This is a genomic window from Dermacoccus sp. PAMC28757, assembly GCF_014302635.1.
Classification (GTDB): Bacteria; Actinomycetota; Actinomycetes; order Actinomycetales; family Dermatophilaceae; genus Dermacoccus; species Dermacoccus abyssi.
Map to the genome: position 1 here is coordinate 2,697,359 of NZ_CP060292.1, position 15,624 is coordinate 2,712,982.

At 67.5% G+C, this 15,624-nt stretch carries 14 protein-coding genes and 2 pseudogenes; 4 read left to right on the forward strand and 12 right to left on the reverse strand.

Annotated elements, in window-relative coordinates; genetic code table 11:
- Positions 1–31: 31 nt before the first annotated feature.
- The gene (locus H7F30_RS12770; RefSeq protein ID WP_187035525.1) at positions 32–1,066 is read right to left on the reverse strand and encodes a putative sugar O-methyltransferase; all 1,035 of its coding nucleotides are present in this window, start codon (positions 1,064–1,066) and stop codon (positions 32–34) included.
- Positions 1,067–1,371: 305 nt separating this feature from the next.
- Between H7F30_RS12770 and H7F30_RS12775 the strand changes: the two genes are divergently transcribed.
- Complete coding sequence (locus H7F30_RS12775) at positions 1,372–1,890, forward strand: DUF2087 domain-containing protein (protein ID WP_187035526.1); 519 nt, start codon at positions 1,372–1,374, stop codon at positions 1,888–1,890.
- A gap of 66 nt (positions 1,891–1,956) precedes the next feature.
- Here H7F30_RS12775 and ndk read toward each other — a convergent pair whose 3' ends face one another.
- The 5 genes from ndk to ileS are packed head-to-tail and all read right to left on the reverse strand — an operon-like array spanning position 1,957 to position 8,483.
- A complete protein-coding gene (gene ndk, locus H7F30_RS12780) occupies positions 1,957–2,385 on the reverse strand; it encodes a nucleoside-diphosphate kinase (RefSeq protein ID WP_118913050.1) in 429 nt (142 codons plus the stop codon).
- 47 nt (positions 2,386–2,432) lie between these two features.
- Complete coding sequence (locus H7F30_RS12785; RefSeq protein ID WP_187035528.1) at positions 2,433–3,299, reverse strand: undecaprenyl-diphosphate phosphatase; 867 nt, start codon at positions 3,297–3,299, stop codon at positions 2,433–2,435.
- Positions 3,296–3,706 (reverse strand): DUF4233 domain-containing protein, encoded by a 411-nt coding sequence (locus H7F30_RS12790; protein ID WP_187035531.1) that lies wholly within the window; start codon positions 3,704–3,706, stop codon positions 3,296–3,298. Before H7F30_RS12790 ends, H7F30_RS12785 begins: the two co-directional genes overlap by 4 nt.
- Positions 3,703–5,106, reverse strand: coding sequence for a folylpolyglutamate synthase/dihydrofolate synthase family protein (locus H7F30_RS12795; RefSeq protein ID WP_047311369.1), 1,404 nt, complete (start codon positions 5,104–5,106; stop codon positions 3,703–3,705). Before H7F30_RS12795 ends, H7F30_RS12790 begins: the two co-directional genes overlap by 4 nt.
- Positions 5,103–8,483 (reverse strand): isoleucine--tRNA ligase, encoded by a 3,381-nt coding sequence (ileS, locus tag H7F30_RS12800; protein WP_187035533.1) that lies wholly within the window; start codon positions 8,481–8,483, stop codon positions 5,103–5,105. The genes H7F30_RS12795 and ileS overlap by 4 nt, the downstream gene beginning before the upstream one ends.
- A gap of 329 nt (positions 8,484–8,812) precedes the next feature.
- On the opposite strand from ileS, the gene H7F30_RS12805 reads away from it, so the two are divergent.
- Together H7F30_RS12805 and H7F30_RS12810 are read left to right on the forward strand one after the other, a co-directional pair.
- Entirely contained in the window at positions 8,813–10,090 is a 1,278-nt protein-coding gene (locus tag H7F30_RS12805; RefSeq protein ID WP_187035535.1) for an alpha-hydroxy acid oxidase, read from the forward strand.
- Between the two features lie 711 nt (positions 10,091–10,801).
- Complete coding sequence (locus H7F30_RS12810; protein ID WP_187035537.1) at positions 10,802–11,512, forward strand: SDR family oxidoreductase; 711 nt, start codon at positions 10,802–10,804, stop codon at positions 11,510–11,512.
- A gap of 19 nt (positions 11,513–11,531) precedes the next feature.
- Here the strand turns inward: H7F30_RS12810 and H7F30_RS12815 are convergent, their stop codons facing one another.
- The 3 genes and pseudogenes from H7F30_RS12815 to H7F30_RS14970 all read right to left on the reverse strand — a co-directional run.
- On the reverse strand, positions 11,532–11,948 hold the full coding sequence (locus H7F30_RS12815; protein ID WP_187035539.1) for a hypothetical protein: 417 nt from the start codon (positions 11,946–11,948) through the stop codon (positions 11,532–11,534).
- A 3-nt stretch (positions 11,949–11,951) separates the two neighbouring features.
- On the reverse strand, positions 11,952–12,086 hold the full coding sequence (locus H7F30_RS14965) for a hypothetical protein (protein ID WP_255464848.1): 135 nt from the start codon (positions 12,084–12,086) through the stop codon (positions 11,952–11,954).
- 58 nt (positions 12,087–12,144) lie between these two features.
- Positions 12,145–12,351: pseudogene (locus tag H7F30_RS14970) on the reverse strand (ATP-binding protein); the annotation flags it as partial.
- Positions 12,352–12,487: 136 nt separating this feature from the next.
- On the opposite strand from H7F30_RS14970, the pseudogene H7F30_RS12820 reads away from it, so the two are divergent.
- A pseudogene (locus H7F30_RS12820) lies at positions 12,488–12,712 on the forward strand (ethanolamine utilization protein); the annotation flags it as partial.
- A 165-nt stretch (positions 12,713–12,877) separates the two neighbouring features.
- Here H7F30_RS12820 and H7F30_RS12825 read toward each other — a convergent pair.
- The 3 genes from H7F30_RS12825 to H7F30_RS12835 form a co-directional block, all read right to left on the reverse strand.
- Positions 12,878–14,008 carry an FAD-binding oxidoreductase gene (locus H7F30_RS12825; protein ID WP_187035543.1) on the reverse strand — a complete coding sequence of 377 codons (1,131 nt, stop codon included), beginning with the start codon at positions 14,006–14,008 and terminating at the stop codon, positions 12,878–12,880.
- Between the two features lie 451 nt (positions 14,009–14,459).
- Positions 14,460–14,726, reverse strand: coding sequence for a DUF2500 family protein (locus H7F30_RS12830; RefSeq protein ID WP_187035545.1), 267 nt, complete (start codon positions 14,724–14,726; stop codon positions 14,460–14,462).
- Positions 14,727–14,885: 159 nt separating this feature from the next.
- The gene (locus H7F30_RS12835; RefSeq protein WP_187035547.1) at positions 14,886–15,473 is read right to left on the reverse strand and encodes a T6SS immunity protein Tdi1 domain-containing protein; all 588 of its coding nucleotides are present in this window, start codon (positions 15,471–15,473) and stop codon (positions 14,886–14,888) included.
- Between the last annotated feature and the right edge of the window lie 151 nt (positions 15,474–15,624).

Here is a 15,624-nt window from a genome sequence, read left to right on the forward strand (position 1 = left end):
CGCGGGCGACACCTCGACGCGGCAGCGGTGTTCACCCGCGCCGCTTCATGACGAGCAGTTCCCCGGCGCTGCGCACATACGGGTCGTTGTAGCGACCGGCCACCTCGAACCCGTGACGGGCGAACATCGTGGCGATGCGCTCGGAGGTCACCGGATCCAGGGCCCCGTGCTCGCCCGGCGCGGCGGCACGCTGTTTGCCCTCGCGCGAGTTGAGCGAGACGGCATAGCGAATACCCTTGCCGCAGACGAGATCGACGTAGTTCTCGACGACGTCGGGCTCCATCTCCTGGAACGAGAAGGAGTTGACGAAGACCTCGAAATCCTCCTCGAGGTCCGGCAGACGGTAGTTCGGAACGACGCCGCTGTTCGGCACGGTGAGCGGGACGGCATCCGGCCGGTCGAGGTACGTCGTCACACGATCACCGAACAGTTCGGTGAGGTACCAGGACGCAACGGTCAGGAGGGGCGGGATGTCGGCGTCGACGTACCGCACGTTCTCGTCGCGGCTCATCAGGATCTCGCCGAGGGCGCCGAAGCCGCCGCCGATCTCGAGAAAGCTCGACGGCGGTGCGTCGACGTGCTGCGACAGCGCGGCGAGAACGAGAAGGTAGTTGTTGTAGGCGCGTCCGACGGTGACCGCCGAATCGTCCTTCGTCACGGGGAACGCCTGCGGCGGACGGCCCACGCGACTCTCACCGTGCGAGCGCAGATCGAACGGCCACCGCTCGGTGTTCCACCACGCGCTCGCGACGTCGTGATCGCGCCACGCGTCGCGACTGCCGCTGAGTGCGGCCCGAAAGTATCCCGGGTTGACGCCCTCCCGGCTCGTTCGTGCCACGTCGAGGAGCTCTTCGCTCAACGCCGGGGAATAGCCGTCTCCGTAGAGCGGATAGAACCAGAACGACGCGGTTGGCCAGCGCTTGAATTCCTCGAGGCCCCGCTCCTGCAGGTCGTGGAGAAGCTCACGCAGGCCGGGCCCCCAGAAGTTCGTCGGGCGGAACTGCTCGTTCACGCCCTCGATCTCACGCAAGGTTCGCTCGGTCAGGTCGTTCCACGATGCGCTCACGATGCCTCCTCGAGGTGAACTCGGGCGCCCGCGTTCAGGGTCTCACGTCTGCCGTTCGTCTTCTCGAAAACCACTCGCGCCGTTCGCCCTGCCACGGGCAGAATGAGGGTCGGCGCAGGCTCGCGCCCAGCGCACCGCGTGACCCCAGCTCACGCGGACGGCGTGAAGGGAAGCAGATTCTCGAGCCGAGCAACGCCTTCACCGCACATGCACACGTTCGGCTGCGGTTCATGCTGGGGATGACGCAGACCGTGAGGTGTGACAGGACACGTGACCAGGATTTCAAGCGACTCGTGCGAGCTCGGATGCGCGAGACGGGTGAGAACTACACCCTCGCACGAAGCCACTTCGAGAACGCTTCGCGCAACTCCGCCAGGAACGACGCTCCACACGACGAAGCGAGCGCCGACACATCCGCAGACGTCCGATCGTCCACCGCCGGCGCAACGGCCCATGAGCGCGCGTCGGCACAGCAGCGCCGCACGATTCGCCCGTTCTTCGACGCCGAGGGGCGCCGCTTGCTCTCCATCCCGACCAAACGAAGCACCCGCATGGCCGTGCTTCTCGATCTCGTGAGGCATTTCGAGCCAAATCGCGAGGACACCGAAGCCGAGGTGGGCGCTGTGCTCGCACCGGTCCATGAGGACGTCGCGTACCTGCGCCGCGAACTCGTCAACGTCGGCTACCTGACGCGCTCGGCCGGCATCTACCGGCTGGCCGAGCGAGCGCCGGAGCGTGACGTGCGCTGGGCCCACGAGTTTCCCGAGTGGGAGCGGCTGTGGCTCCCGGCGTACCTGGCCGGAGCCGGGGTCAACCCCGGGTGACCCATCAAAAGCAAACGCAGCGGCGCGCCCACCGGGGCGCGCCGCTCCTTCACGTCACGTGGTCGATCAGAGGTTGGGGAACCAGATGCCGATCTCGCGCTCGGCCGACTCCGTGGAGTCGGAGCCGTGGACGATGTTCTGCTGCACCTTGAGGCCCCAGTCGCGGCCGAGGTCGCCGCGGATCGAACCGGGGGCGGCCTCCGTCGGGTTGGTGGCGCCGGCGAGCGAACGGAAGCCCTTGATGCAGTCGTTGCCCTCGATGACGGCGACGACGACGGGGCCGGAGCTCATGAACTCCACGAGCGGCTCGTAGAACGGCTTGCCCTCGTGCTCGGCGTAGTGCTCGGCGAGCTGCTCACGCGTGGCCTCGGTGACCTGCAGCGCGGCGAGGGTGTAACCCTTCGCCTCGATGCGGCGCAGGACCTCGCCGGTGAGGCCGCGACGGTAGCCGTCGGGCTTGACGATGACGAGCGAACGCTCGGTCTGTGCGGTCATGACGGGTTCCTCCAGAGGAAGTTTTCGAATGCTTGCTTCGGATGATGTCAGGCGTGCACGGCGGCGTCGACGACGCCGGTGGCGAGCAGCACGTAGATGACGAGCGCGAGCCCGATGCGGTAGAGGACGAACGGGCGGAAGTTGTGGGTCGAGATGTACTTCATCAGCCACGAGATGACGGCGTAGCCGACACCGAAGGCGATGACGGTGGCGAGACCGATCATGCCCCAACTGCCCGAGTCGGCGTCCTTACCGGCCGAGGCGACCTCGACGACCTGCAACGCGCCCGAGGCGAGCACGGCCGGGATGGCAAGGAGGAATGCGTAGCGCGTTGCCGCCGGACGCGAGTAGCCCATGAACAGACCACCGGCGATCGTGCCGCCCGAACGCGAGACACCCGGGATGAGCGCGAGCGCCTGGAAGAGACCGAACTTGAGGCCGTCGGCCCACGACAGGTGCTCGAGGTCCTTCTCCGTCTGCTTGTTCTCGAGGCGCTTGTCGGACTGGATGTCGGCCACCATGATGACGAGCGCGAAGACGAGCAGCATCGTCGCGGTGATCCACAGGTTGCGCAGCGTGCCCTCGATCGCATCCTTGAACAGGATGCCGAGCAGGGCGATCGGGATGGTGCCGATGATGACGAGCCAACCCATGCGAGCGTCCGGGTCGTTCTTCTCGACCTTGCCGGTCAGCGACCCGAACCACTGCTTGACGATGTGGACGATGTCCTTCCAGAAGTACACGAGGACGGCTGCCTCGGTGCCCAGCTGGTTGATCGCCGTGAAGGCCGCGCCACCACCGTCGTTGCCGAAGAAGACGCGCCCGACGAGGAGCTGGTGCGCCGATGACGAGATCGGCAGGAACTCGGTGAGCCCCTGCACCACGCCGAGGACGATCGCCTCGAGCCAGTTCATGTATTACTCCCAACGAAGTTGCGCGTCAGTTCGTCCATCTTGTCGCCCTGCACGAGCGCGGTGATCCACAGCGCGAGGAAGAGCAACCCGGCGATGAGCATCAGTGGTGCGATGAACGCGGTGAGCAACGTAGCCACCTGAAGCACCCACCCTAGGGGGATGCCGATCGACTTCCGCATCGACGCGGAGGCGTACAGACAAAGCACAGCCAGACCGAGGCCACCCCAGAGGTAGAGGCTCTGGTTGCCGCCGCCGTCGAGGTGCTCGGCGTTCTCCAGACCCCACGCCGTGAGGGCGAAGAAGAACAGGATGAACGCCTGGCAGCCGATCGTCGCGCCGGCGAGCTGTCGCGTCTTGCGCTCACCGATGCCGGTGAAACGCAGGCGCCGGATCCACTCGGTGATCACGAGTTCGTCACCCCCAGGAGCATGCGCACCTCGGCGGCCGTGATGACCGACCCGGTGGCGAGCACACCACCGCCGACGCCCTCTTCGTCGGCCAGCTGTGCGGCGTGGTCGAGCGCGTCCGGCAGGTTCTCGATGACGGTGACACGGTCGTCGCCGTACAGCTCGGCCGCCAGCGTGCCCAGCTCCCGCGGCGCCATCGAGCGCGGCGAGGTGTTGCGCGTGACGACGACGTGGTCGAGCGTCGGCTCGAGGGCCGTGAGGATGGCCTCGGCGTCCTTGTCCGCGAGCACGGCGACGAGACCCACGAGGCGGTTGAACTGGAACGAGTCGGCGAGCGCCTCACGCAACGCGGCCGCACCGGCCGGGTTGTGCGCGGCGTCCACGACGACCGTGGGTGAACGGCGCACGATCTCGAGACGACCGGGCGACGTCACGCCTTCGAGCGCTGCGCGCAGGACGTCGTCGTCGATCTTCTGCTCGCCGCCGCCGAGGAAGGCCTCGACAGCCGCGATCGCGAGCCCGGTGTTGTGTGCCTGGTGCTCCCCGAAGAGTGGCAGGAACAGGTCGGCGTACTCGGCGGCGAGGCCACGCACGGAGATCATCTGTCCGCCGACGGCGGGTTCGCGGGCCGTCACGCCGAAGGCGTCGTCCTCGCGCAGCATCGTGGCGTCGACCTCGAGGCAGTACTCGCGCACGATCTCGTCGACCTCGGGGGCCTGTTCCGCGACGACGGCGATGCCGCCGGGCTTGATGATGCCCTTCTTCTCCCCCGCGATGTCCTCGAGGGTGTCGCCGAGCAGGCGCGTGTGGTCGATGGCCACGGGTGCGATGACGGAGACGACGCCGTCAGCCACGTTCGTGGCGTCCCACACGCCGCCGAGGCCGACCTCGACGACGGCGACGTCGACGGGCGCGTCCGCGAACACGGCGTAGGCGAGGACGACGAGGACCTCGAAGTAGGTCATCGTCGGCTCGTCGGCGGCGAGGCATTCGGCGTCGACCATCGCGATGAACGGCTCCACGTCCTCCCAGACCGCGACGAAGCGCTCCGGGTCGACCGGCTCCCCGTTGAGCGCGATGCGCTCACGGAAGTCGTGCAGGTGCGGCGAGGTGAACCGGCCTGTCTTGAGGCCGTGCTCGCGCAGCACCCGCTCGACGATGCGCGTCGTCGTCGTCTTCCCGTTCGTGCCCGTGAGGTGGATCATCGGGAACGTCTTCTGCGGGTCGCCGAGCAGTTCCATCGCCCGGCGCACGCGCTCGAGCGACGGCTCCGGGTTGTTCTCCGGGGTGCGCGCGAGGATCGAGTCCTCGATCTCGCGCACCCGCAGGCGCAGCGCGGCCTGGTGCTCGGCCTCGCGGGCCTCGGCGTCAGGAGCGCCGCTTCGCTTCGTGGGCGTCACTTGCCCTCCACCTTCTTCACGACGATGCGAACCTTCTGCTTGTCGCCGACCTCGGCCTCGGTACCGACGCCCTCGGGCAGCTGGTGCGCGGCACCGGCCGAACCGAACTGGACGGCGAGCGTCTCGCGCATGATGAGGTCCTGGTGGGCGACGGTGGCGCCCCAGACCTCGTCGTCACCGGTCACGGTGAGCGAGATGCGGTCCGAGATGTCGAGCCCGGCGTCGCGTCGGGCCTGCTGGACAGCGCGCACGACGTCACGGGCGAGGCCTTCAGCGGCGAGTTCGGGCGTCACGGCGGTGTCGAGGACGACGAAACCGCCGCTCGGCAGCATCGCTGCCGCCGTGTTGGCGCCGGCCTTGTCGGCGTCGACAGCCATGTCGAGCGTGTACTCGCCCTCGACGAGTTCGAGCCCGCCGGCGGTGACGACGCCGTTCGCGTCGACCGACCAGTCACCCGACTTGCTGCCCTTGATGGCCTGCTGGACGTTCTTGCCCAGGCGCGGGCCGGCAGCGCGAGCGTTGACCGACAGGCGCTGGCTCACACCGAAGCGGTCGGCGTCGGCGCTGGCCGAGTCGGCCAGGACGAGGTGACGCACGTTGACCTCGTCGGAGACGAGGCTCGCGAACTCCTCGAGCTGGTGCGGGTTCTCACCGACCACCGTGACGCTCGCGAGCGGCAGACGCACACGCAGGCGCTCCGCCTTGCGCAGGCCGAGCGTCACCGAGCAGACCTCACGGGCGCGGTCCATCGCGGCGACGAGTTCGTCGTTCGCCGGAAGGTCGTCGACGACCGGCCAGTCGGTGAGGTGCACCGAGCGGCCACCGGTGAGGCCGCGCCAGATCTGCTCGGTCTCGAACGGCAGCAGCGGAGCGGCGACGCGCGTGACGACCTCGAGGGCCGTGTAGAGCGTGTCGAAGGCCTCGGCCGACAGGGACTCGTGCGACTCACCGGTCTGCGCCGAGGCGCCCGTGCCCCAGAAGCGCTCGCGGCTGCGGCGGATGTACCAGTTCGTCAGGACGTCGAGGAAGCCGCGCACGCTCTCGCAGGCACCGGCGATGTCGTAGGCGTCCAGCTGCGCCTGCATCGTCTCGACGAGGTCACGCAGCTTGGCGAGCAGGTACCGGTCGAGAACGTCGGTCGAGCTCGTCGTCCACTTGGCCTCGTATCCCTCGCCGCCGTTGGCCGCGTTGGCGTACAGCGCGAAGAACGACCAGGCGTTCCACAGCGGCATCATGACCTGACGCACGCCGTCGCGGATGCCCTGCTCGGTGACAGAGAGGTTGCCGCCGCGCAGGATCGGGCTCGACATGAGGAACCAGCGCATCGCGTCGGCGCCGTCACGGTCGAACACCTCGGACACGTCCGGGTAGTTGCGCAGCGACTTGCTCATCTTCTGCCCGTCGCTGCCGAGCACGATGCCGTGGCAGATGACGGAGGAGAACGCGGGCTTGTCGAACAGCGCCGTCGCGAGGATGTGGAGCGTGTAGAACCAGCCGCGCGTCTGACCGATGTACTCGACGATGAAGTCGGCCGGGAAGTGGTTCTCGAACCAGGCCTCGTTCTCCATCGGGTAGTGCACCTGCGCGTAGCTCATCGAGCCGGAGTCGAACCAGACGTCGAGCACGTCGCTGACACGGCGCATCGTGGACTGGCCGCTCGGGTCGTCCGGGTTGGGGCGCGTGAGTTCGTCGATGAACGGACGGTGCAGGTCGGGTTCGCCGGCGGCGTTCACCGGCAGCATGCCGAAGTCGCGCTCGAGGTCGGCGAAGGAGCCGTACACATCGACGCGCGGGTAGGCGGGGTTGTCCGACTTCCACACCGGAACGGGGCTGCCCCAGAAGCGGTTACGGGTGATCGACCAGTCGCGTGCGTTCTCCAGCCACTTGCCGAACTGGCCGTGCTTGACGTTGCCGGGCACCCAGGTGATCTCGTCGTTGTGCGCGAGCATGCGCTCCTTGATCTTCGTCACCTCGACGAACCAGGAGCTCACCGCCATGTAGATGAGCGGCTGACGGCAGCGCCAGCAGTGCGGGTAGGAGTGGTCGTAGCTCTCGCGGCGCACGAGAAGCGTGCCGTCGCTGACGTGGCCCTTCTCCCCCGCACCCTTCGTCGCCGCCTTGAGGTGGTCGATGATGTGCGGGCTCGCGTCGAAGACCTGCATGCCTTCGTAGTCGCTCACCGGGTAGGTGAAGCGGCCGTCGGGGCCCACGGGAACGACCGGTGGGATGCCCGCGGCGTCCGTGGCGGCCTTGTCCTCCTCACCGAAGGCGGGGGCCATGTGGACGAGGCCCGTACCGTCGTCGGTCGTGACGTAGTCGGCCGAGAGGATGCTCCATGCCGCGCTGCCCGCGAGCTTCTCCTCGTCCGCGAAGTAGGTGAAGGGTGCGGTGTAGCGGCGTCCGACGAGGTCGCGGCCCTTCAACCGCTCGACGACTTTCCCGGCGAGCGCGTCGGCCTCGAGCTTCTCGCCGAACAGGTCCTTGGCGTAGGCGGCGAGACGCGCTTCGGCGATGACGTACCGCTCACTCGAGCCGGTGGGGGCGTCCGCCTCGACGACGACGTAGTCGATGTCGGGACCGACGGAAACGGCCAGGTTGCTCGGAAGCGTCCAGGGCGTCGTCGTCCAGATGAGGGCCTTCTCGCCCGTCTCCAGGGTGAAGCCGACCGTCACGGCCGGATCCTGACGGTTCTGGTAGACGTCCTCGTCCATGCGCAGCTCGTGGTTGGACAGCGGCGTCTCGTCGTTCCAGCAGTACGGCAGCACGCGCAGGCCCTCGTAGATGAGGCCCTTCTCATACAGGGACTTGAACGCCCAGATGACCGACTCCATGTAGCCGGCGTTGTACGTGCGGTAGCCGCGCTCGAAGTCGACCCAGCGGCCCATGCGCCCGACGTAGTCGACCCACTCGTCGGCGTACTTCATGACGCTCGCCTTGGCGGCGTCGTTGAACGCCTCGATGCCCATCTCGACGATCTCGTCCTTGGTCTTCAGACCGAGTTGACGCATCGCCTCGAGTTCGGCGGGCAGGCCGTGGGTGTCCCACCCGAAGACACGGTCGACCTTCTTGCCGCGCATCGTCATGTAGCGCGGCACGAGGTCCTTGACGTAGCTCGTGAGGAGGTGGCCGTAGTGCGGCAGACCGTTGGCGAAGGGCGGGCCGTCGTAGAAGACGAACTCGTTCTCCCCGTTCTCACCGGCGTCACGCTGTGCGATCGAGGCGCGGAAGGTGTCGTCGGCCGCCCAGTAGTCGAGGACGGCGCGTTCGATGTCGGGGAACGCGGGCGAGGAGGGCACGCCCTTGATCCCGAACGCCTCACCGGCGTGCTGATCTGCGGCAGTGGCATTCTGGGTGAGGTCGACCTTTGGGTAGGTCATGGCGGCATCCTTTGCGCGGTCAGGTCGGGTGCAAGGACGACGGCACCGACATGTGTCGGAACCTCGCGGTACCACCTTGCTTGCCATCTCGAACCCGCGTGCGCAGGGAGCGATCTGACCGCTTCATGCCAGCTGTGACGGGCCACTCCCGCCCGGTTCTACTGAGTGTCTCCATGTGGTGGCACTGTTCTTCCGGGGACTTGCCGCTGATGACGGCTCGAACGTCGTTACGACCATGGTAGCGAGCGGCGACGGTGTGAGGAAAACGCGCCCCGGAGGATCAGGGGCGAGGCCCGATGTCTGTTCGGCCGCGGTCGTAGTGTTGAGCGATGACGTCCTCGCACCACTCCCGCCCCATCCCCGCCGCGCTGGAACGCCGCATGCCGGATGTTCGTGAACTGGCATCGCTCCTGCGGTTCGCCAAACCGTCGACCGATCGCGTCGGGCGTCGGCTGGAGAAAGCCACGAGCGTCTGGGAACTGCGCGAGATCGCGAAGCGACGCACACCGAAGGCTCCGTTCGACTACGTCGACGGCGCCGCCGAGGCGGAGATCTCACTACGGCGCTCGCGGCTGAGCTACCGGAACGTGGAATTCGTGCCCCACGTCCTGCACGACGTCTCGGATGCCGACACCTCGACCGAGATCTTCGGGCGACGTGTCGCGATGCCGCTCGGCATCGCCCCCACCGGCTTCACCCGGATGATGCACAGCGAGGGTGAATACGCCGGTTCCGCAGCCGCCGCCGACGCCGACATCCCCTTCTGCCTCTCGACGATGGGCACCGCCTCGATCGAGGACGTCGCGACCCATGCGCCGGACGGTGACAACTGGTTCCAGCTCTACCTGTGGAACGACCGCGAGGCTTCGGCAGCACTCGTCGAGCGGGCTTGGCAGGCAGGCTTTCGCACGCTCGTCGTCACGGTGGACACAGCCATCGCGGGCGCACGCCTGCGCGACACGCGCAACGGCTTCTCCATCCCGCCGCAGCTGACCGCCCGGACGGTCCTCGACGCAGCGGCGCACCCGCACTGGTGGTTCGATTTCCTCACCCACGAGCCGCTGTCATTCGCGTCGCTCTCCCGTAGTTCGGGCACCGTGGCCGATCTCGTCAACCGCATGTTCGACCCGTCACTCGACCACGACGACATCGCGTGGCTCGCCCAGCTGTGGCCGGGGCGCCTCGTCGTCAAGGGCGTGCAGAGCGTGCCTGACGCGGCCCGCATCGCCGAGGGCGGTGTCGACGGGATCATCCTGTCCAACCACGGGGGCCGTCAGCTCGACCGCGCACCGATCCCGTTGCACCTGTTGCCCGAGGTGCGTGCCGAACTCGGCGATGCCTTCTCGATCGGCATCGACACGGGGATCATGGACGGTGCCGACGTCGTCGCCGCCGTCGCGCTGGGCGCCGACTACGCGCTCGTGGGGCGCGCCTACATGTATGGCCTCATGGCCGGTGGTCAGCGCGGCGTCACACGCATGCTCGACCTCATGCATACCGCGATGCGACGCACGATGCGTCTGGTCGGCGTCAACGCGATCGACGACCTGACGCCAAAGCATGTCAACCTCATGACGCCTCAACCGGCTCGCGGCCACTGGGTCTGACGCTCCGCGACCCCGGCGATCCGGTCGACGTTCCGCGTCGCATGACATGCGCAATGTTGATGGATTGCCCCACGCAAACGGGCCTCCTGGTCCTCGCGGCGCACTGGAGGACCACGAGGAGCGCGTCAGACGCGCAGGTATCCGGTGGACTTGGCGCCGAGGCTGTTCGAGAGCGTGAACTTCACGCGGTCGTTCTCGTAGAGACGGGAAGAGTTCTTCTTGAATTGCGAACACGCTTGTTTGCCTACCTTGGCGTTCAGCGTCAGGGAGTGCAGCCCCGGCCACCCTTGGAGAACGCCACGCTGAGTCGCGCGGCGACGATGAACCTCGCCCGATGCAGAAGGTGTCAGTCGCGGCGTAGTAGGCGTAGTACAGCGTGGTTCCGGCATTCCAGGTCTTGCCGATCGACGGTCCCGCTGACGCGGACGATGCAACGCCGGTGCCCTTGACGGCAATCCCTCCGGCCAACAGAGTTGCTGAAACTGCGCGCTTGATGTTCAATCACGTCCCCTCCTGCGTGGTTGTGACACGGCTCGGGAGCAGGTGTCCCTGCGCAGGTTCCGGACAGGGAGGCGCCCACCGTTGCGCACGGCCGCGCCGCGATGCGGTGCGCTCGGTGGCTCGCCCGGAGCGCGCATGACGCCCCGGCCGCGCGAGGTCGTGAACCGGGCGGGGACGCGGTCTGTCTGGGGACGCCGATAGCGTGGGGTCATGAGCGAACGTCCCGTCATCCTTGTCACCGGTGGAACGCGCGGCATCGGCCGAGCGATCTGTGAGGATCTGGCCTCCGACCACGAGTTGATCGTCGGCGGAACCGACCCCGCTGCGGTCGCTGCGGCCTGTGAGCGCTACGCATCGGCCCGCCCGTTCGCGGCCGACCTCACGGACGCCGACGCCGTCGAGCGGGCCGTTGACGAGCTCGGCCTCGAGCGGCTCGACGGTCTCGTGCATTCCGCTGGCCTACTCGGCAGCGGCGCCTTCCGCGACCTCTCGCGTGACGACTGGCGTCGCACCTTCGAGGTCAACGTGTTCGCCGTCGCGGATCTGACTCGGCTCGTCCTGCCCGCTCTCGAGGAGGCGTCCGGAACGGTCGTCGTCATCAACTCGGGTTCGGGGCTCACGGCCAACGGGCCCGGCGGCGTCTACTCGGCGTCCAAGTTCGCGGCTCGCGCACTCACCGACGCGATGCGCGAGGAGCTTCGACCGGCGGGGATCCGTGTCTCCTCCGTTCACCCGGGCCGCGTGGCCACGGACATGCAGATCGAACTCAACGACTTCGAGGGGCGCGAGTACGACGCGGAGAACTACCTGCGCCCGGAGTCGGTGGCCGGCGCCGTCCGCGCTGCGTTGACGGCCTCGCCGGACGCCAACCTCGACATGGTCTCGGTCCGCCCCGGCCCCGCAGCCACGAACCGCGCCTGAGCGCACGATGTTGTGTTGTTTAGGCGCCGTATGAGGCGCACAAACAACACAACATCCTCGCAATGTGGCGTGCTTCGACTCCGTGACCTGACGTCGTCAGCCGATCTCCCGTAGCGAGCGGGTCGGGGTCTACCCACCCCCAGCCGCCCTGATCGTCGCGGACACGAACCGGCGGCGCGGCCTCACCCGTCCGACACGCCAGATCGTGGGCCGTAAGGTACGCGTCGCGCGCTTCGAGAATGCGCGAGACCAGGTCCGGGACGAGGCGGTTGGGAATGATGCCCTGCTCACCGACGCCGGTGCTCGTACTCGTGTTTCCGTCGGCCCAGGCGAACATGACGCCGTGTCGGCCCGCGCTGATCGCAACGATCTCCTCGATCGGGACGGCGCGAGCGAACACCGGCTTACGGAGAACAACGGCGTCCTCGAAGAGCATGAGCTATGTCCATGCCTTGCCGGTGAACGGCAACCCACCGAAGATGAGGGCCCATCCGGCAAGCTCCGCCTCGCCGAAGGGGCTCACGACGATGATGCCCGCGACCACGATGAGGGAACCGAGCAGAGGCATCGTCACGACTTGCCTGTGAGCAGCTTCGCTTTGTGTTGTCGTTTTCGCCGCGATCGGTGTCGGGTTAGGTGGTGGCGATGACGAGGGTGCTGCGGGCGGCTTCGACGACGTCGATGGTGATGACGTCGAGCTCGTTGATCTTCAGGACGCGTTGGATCTGAGTAAGGAGGCGCTCAAGGAGCCGGAGGTTGCCACGGGTGATGCGTTCGACGGCGGCGACGGCTTGCGCGTCGGTGAAGTCGTCGGGGTCGAGTGTCTTGCCGAGCTTGCGTCAAAGAGGTTCGAGGACGAGGGAAAAGCTCCAGGAAGTCTGGGGCACGTCGCGGAACCGTTCCTAGGGTCGCACCGACTACTGAAGTGTGGGTGGTCGTTGTTCGACCGCCGCTGCGAGGGACCCTAGCCAGGACGAACCGCTGCTCGATGCGGGCAACACGGTCGTCGCCGCGGAGCTGGACATGCGCGTTGTCGCGGTGGCCGATCGCGTGATCGATCTTGGACCCGGCGCGGGCGACGCCGGCGGGGCCGTGGTTGCAGCTGATACGCCCGCCTACGTCGCGGACAAGGGCGTCGGTGCTTCCGCGGGCTACCTTGCCGCCGCACTGCAGGCAGCCACCAACGTGACCCCAATGTGACGAGTGTGTCGCTGTGCGATCTGAACATCGCACAGCGACACACTCGACGAGGTCGTAGTCTCACGCGGGAAGCTTAGAGGCCAGGACGTCCAACTTCTCGATCGTGGGTTCGCTGAACAGTTTGCCGGCCAGGATCTCGGGTCACCCGGGATTGGGAGACACGCCCTAGCTCTGGGCCTCGCCGAGGCGCGCTTCGGGCGTGAGCTCGGCGCGAAGACCGCCGCCGGTCGCAGCCTGGGCAAGAGCGCGACCCAGCGCAGGTGCCTGCTTGAACAGATTGTGACCGGCCACAAAAAGGACAGGGCCTGCCTCCCACACGGCCACGCCGTCCTCGCTCCATGGGAGGTCGGTCACCCAGCAGTGAAGGAAGTCGCGCGGCTCTGGGTGGAGACCGGGCAGCGCCCGTGTCACGTATTCGCGTGCGCGTTCGTCCAGCGATCGAATCGCCGCCGGGTCGATGAACGTTCCGTCGTCGCGGACGCCGACGGTGTCGCTGAGTCCGACCGAATAGCTGCTGTTGCCCGGTAGCGGCGTCGCGTAGACGCCGACTTCGCCGAAGACGCCGCTGCTGTCCTGCAGGCACGCGACTCGTGCCGGGGCGGCGGCTTTCACGTCGAAGGTCAGCCTGACGTGTGCGGCAAGGCGAACCGGCAGCGACAGGCCGACGCTGCGTGCCAGGCGGGCGGTTTCGCGGCCGGCGCACACGACCACCTTGGAGTAGACAGCCCGGTCGGTGACGCTGCGCACCTCGACCGTCCCGTCGGCGCGGGGATCGATGGAGATGACCTCACCGGTGGTGACCGCATCTGCGAGGGCACCCGTGAGTGCCGTGATCGCGGCTCGGGTGCGGATCGCGCCGCCCGACTCGTCGAGCACCGCTGGCCCCGAGTACCCAGCGAGCAGCGGCATCCGCTGGGCGACCTCGGCCGCGTCGACCTCGTGCGCTTCCACGCCGCCGACCTGGTCGAGCACCCGCAGCCGCGCCAGGGCGCTGTCTCCGATCGCCAGGACACCGTCCGATGAGACCAGCTCGACGTCGAAGTGTTCGGCCCACTCATCCCATATGCCGCGGCTTTCGCGCGCGAAAGCGACGAGTCGCGGGTCGTCGTGGGCATGCCGGAAGATCCGCGACTCGCCTGCGGACTGACCCGTCCCGGGCAGACCAGCCTCGTACAAGCGGACCGGCACGCCCTGCTCCCGCAGCGCGTACGCCGTCGACAGACCGACGATCCCGCCCCCGATCACCGCTACCTCGGGTGAACGCGTCGTGGCAACGCCGTCGTCAGTTCCTGTCATCACGGTTCCCCGATCTGTTGGTGATTAGCGATAGGCCGCAAGAGAAGGGGTCGCTGCCACGACGTCAGCGGGCTGCGTGAGCCCGAAGTCCGTGCGCAGCGACCCCTCCTTTCTGGGCCCAGTATTCCCGGTCTGTGGTGTCAGGCGGGGAGTTTGGAGCCCAGGACGTCCAATTTCTCAATCGTAGGCTCGCTGAACAGTTTGCCGGTCAGCTCGCCGCCCACACGACCTGGTGCCCCCTCCCGTGCCCCTCGGGTCGCGCTGGTCTTGGCGTCGGTGACGCCCCGCAGACAGACGACACGACGCTAAGGCAAAAGGACGCCACCGAGCGAAGCTGCTCACAGACTTGCCAGACGGGTGGGCGCCACGTCGCCAGCAGGGTGGAACTCACGCGAGGCGTCCGAAACCTCACCTCAAACTCCCGCCCTGGCAGCGTTCACGTGCGTGACGATCAATAGTCCGACGACTCCGTCGGGTACGGCAAGGCCTGCGTGCTGGGGTCGAATCCCTTGAAGCGTGTTCCCTGGATGGTGAGCTGGCCCTCGTCACCCTCGACCAGCTGACCGTCGTAGCGGCCGTTGACCGGCAACTCATGTCGCTCGTTGGTATGGCTGAGCTGGAACGTGACGTAGTACCACGGCGACTTGCTCGAGGAGGACGGAGCACCACCACTGGCCGGGTAACTCGAGGTACTCGTCTCCTGACGTTTCTCGGCCACCCTCGCGGCGCACGGGCGCACGACCAGTCCGCGCGCTGGTCGAACCCTGAAGTCACACCCTGAACATTTCCTGTGGGGTGAATCACGCTCTCAACATTCGTGCGCTGATGACGAAGGACGAGGCCGCCTCGACCTCGTCCTTCGTCCTCAGTGCTTGCCTCAGCGCTGACGCTGCTCGCGCACCATCCGGTGGGTCAGGAGGGCGTGCTGGACGCCGTCGCCCTTCGTCAGCGACTCGGGGCTGACGGAGCCGCCCAGGGGAAGCATCGGCGTGAAGTAGTAGAGCTCGCCGTCGCCCAGCGGGCCGAGCTTCGAGCGCGCACCCTGGTGCGGGCCGCGCAGGTCGGAAAGGTGCGAGCTCTGCGAGAGCAGGTGCTCGGTGAAGAACTCCTCGACAGAACCGGCGACCACCATGTTCGTGAGGAAGTGCGGGTCGAGGCACTCGACCTGGCCCGACGGAGCCACGTGGTACACGTGCCCGAAGCTCGTCACGGCGAACGGAATGCTCGACACGTCGGCGCCGAACCACTCGACGAGCACCGGCATCCACCGGCTCGGGTCGACGAGCAACAGTTCCTGCTGGCCGTACCAGCCGAGGCCGTGGCGGCGGTGCAGCTCGACGAGCGACGAGGGCAGTTTGCCCTGCGCGTACTCGAGGAAGCCCTCCCCGACCGGCGTCACCTGGGTGGGGGCGTACCGCGAGACGAACGGCTCCAGCGCGAAGGACCCACGCGAGTCAAAGTTCATCGGACTTACTCCTTCTCGGGTTCACGCACCGACTCGCAGCCACTGCGCGAACGCCTCATCGTCGCGCGCCCGTGCTGTCGCGGGGCACGCCCATTCCTTCTAAGACTAGGCGGACGGCGCGGGCGTTGTCGCATCGAGGTGAAAGGGCATG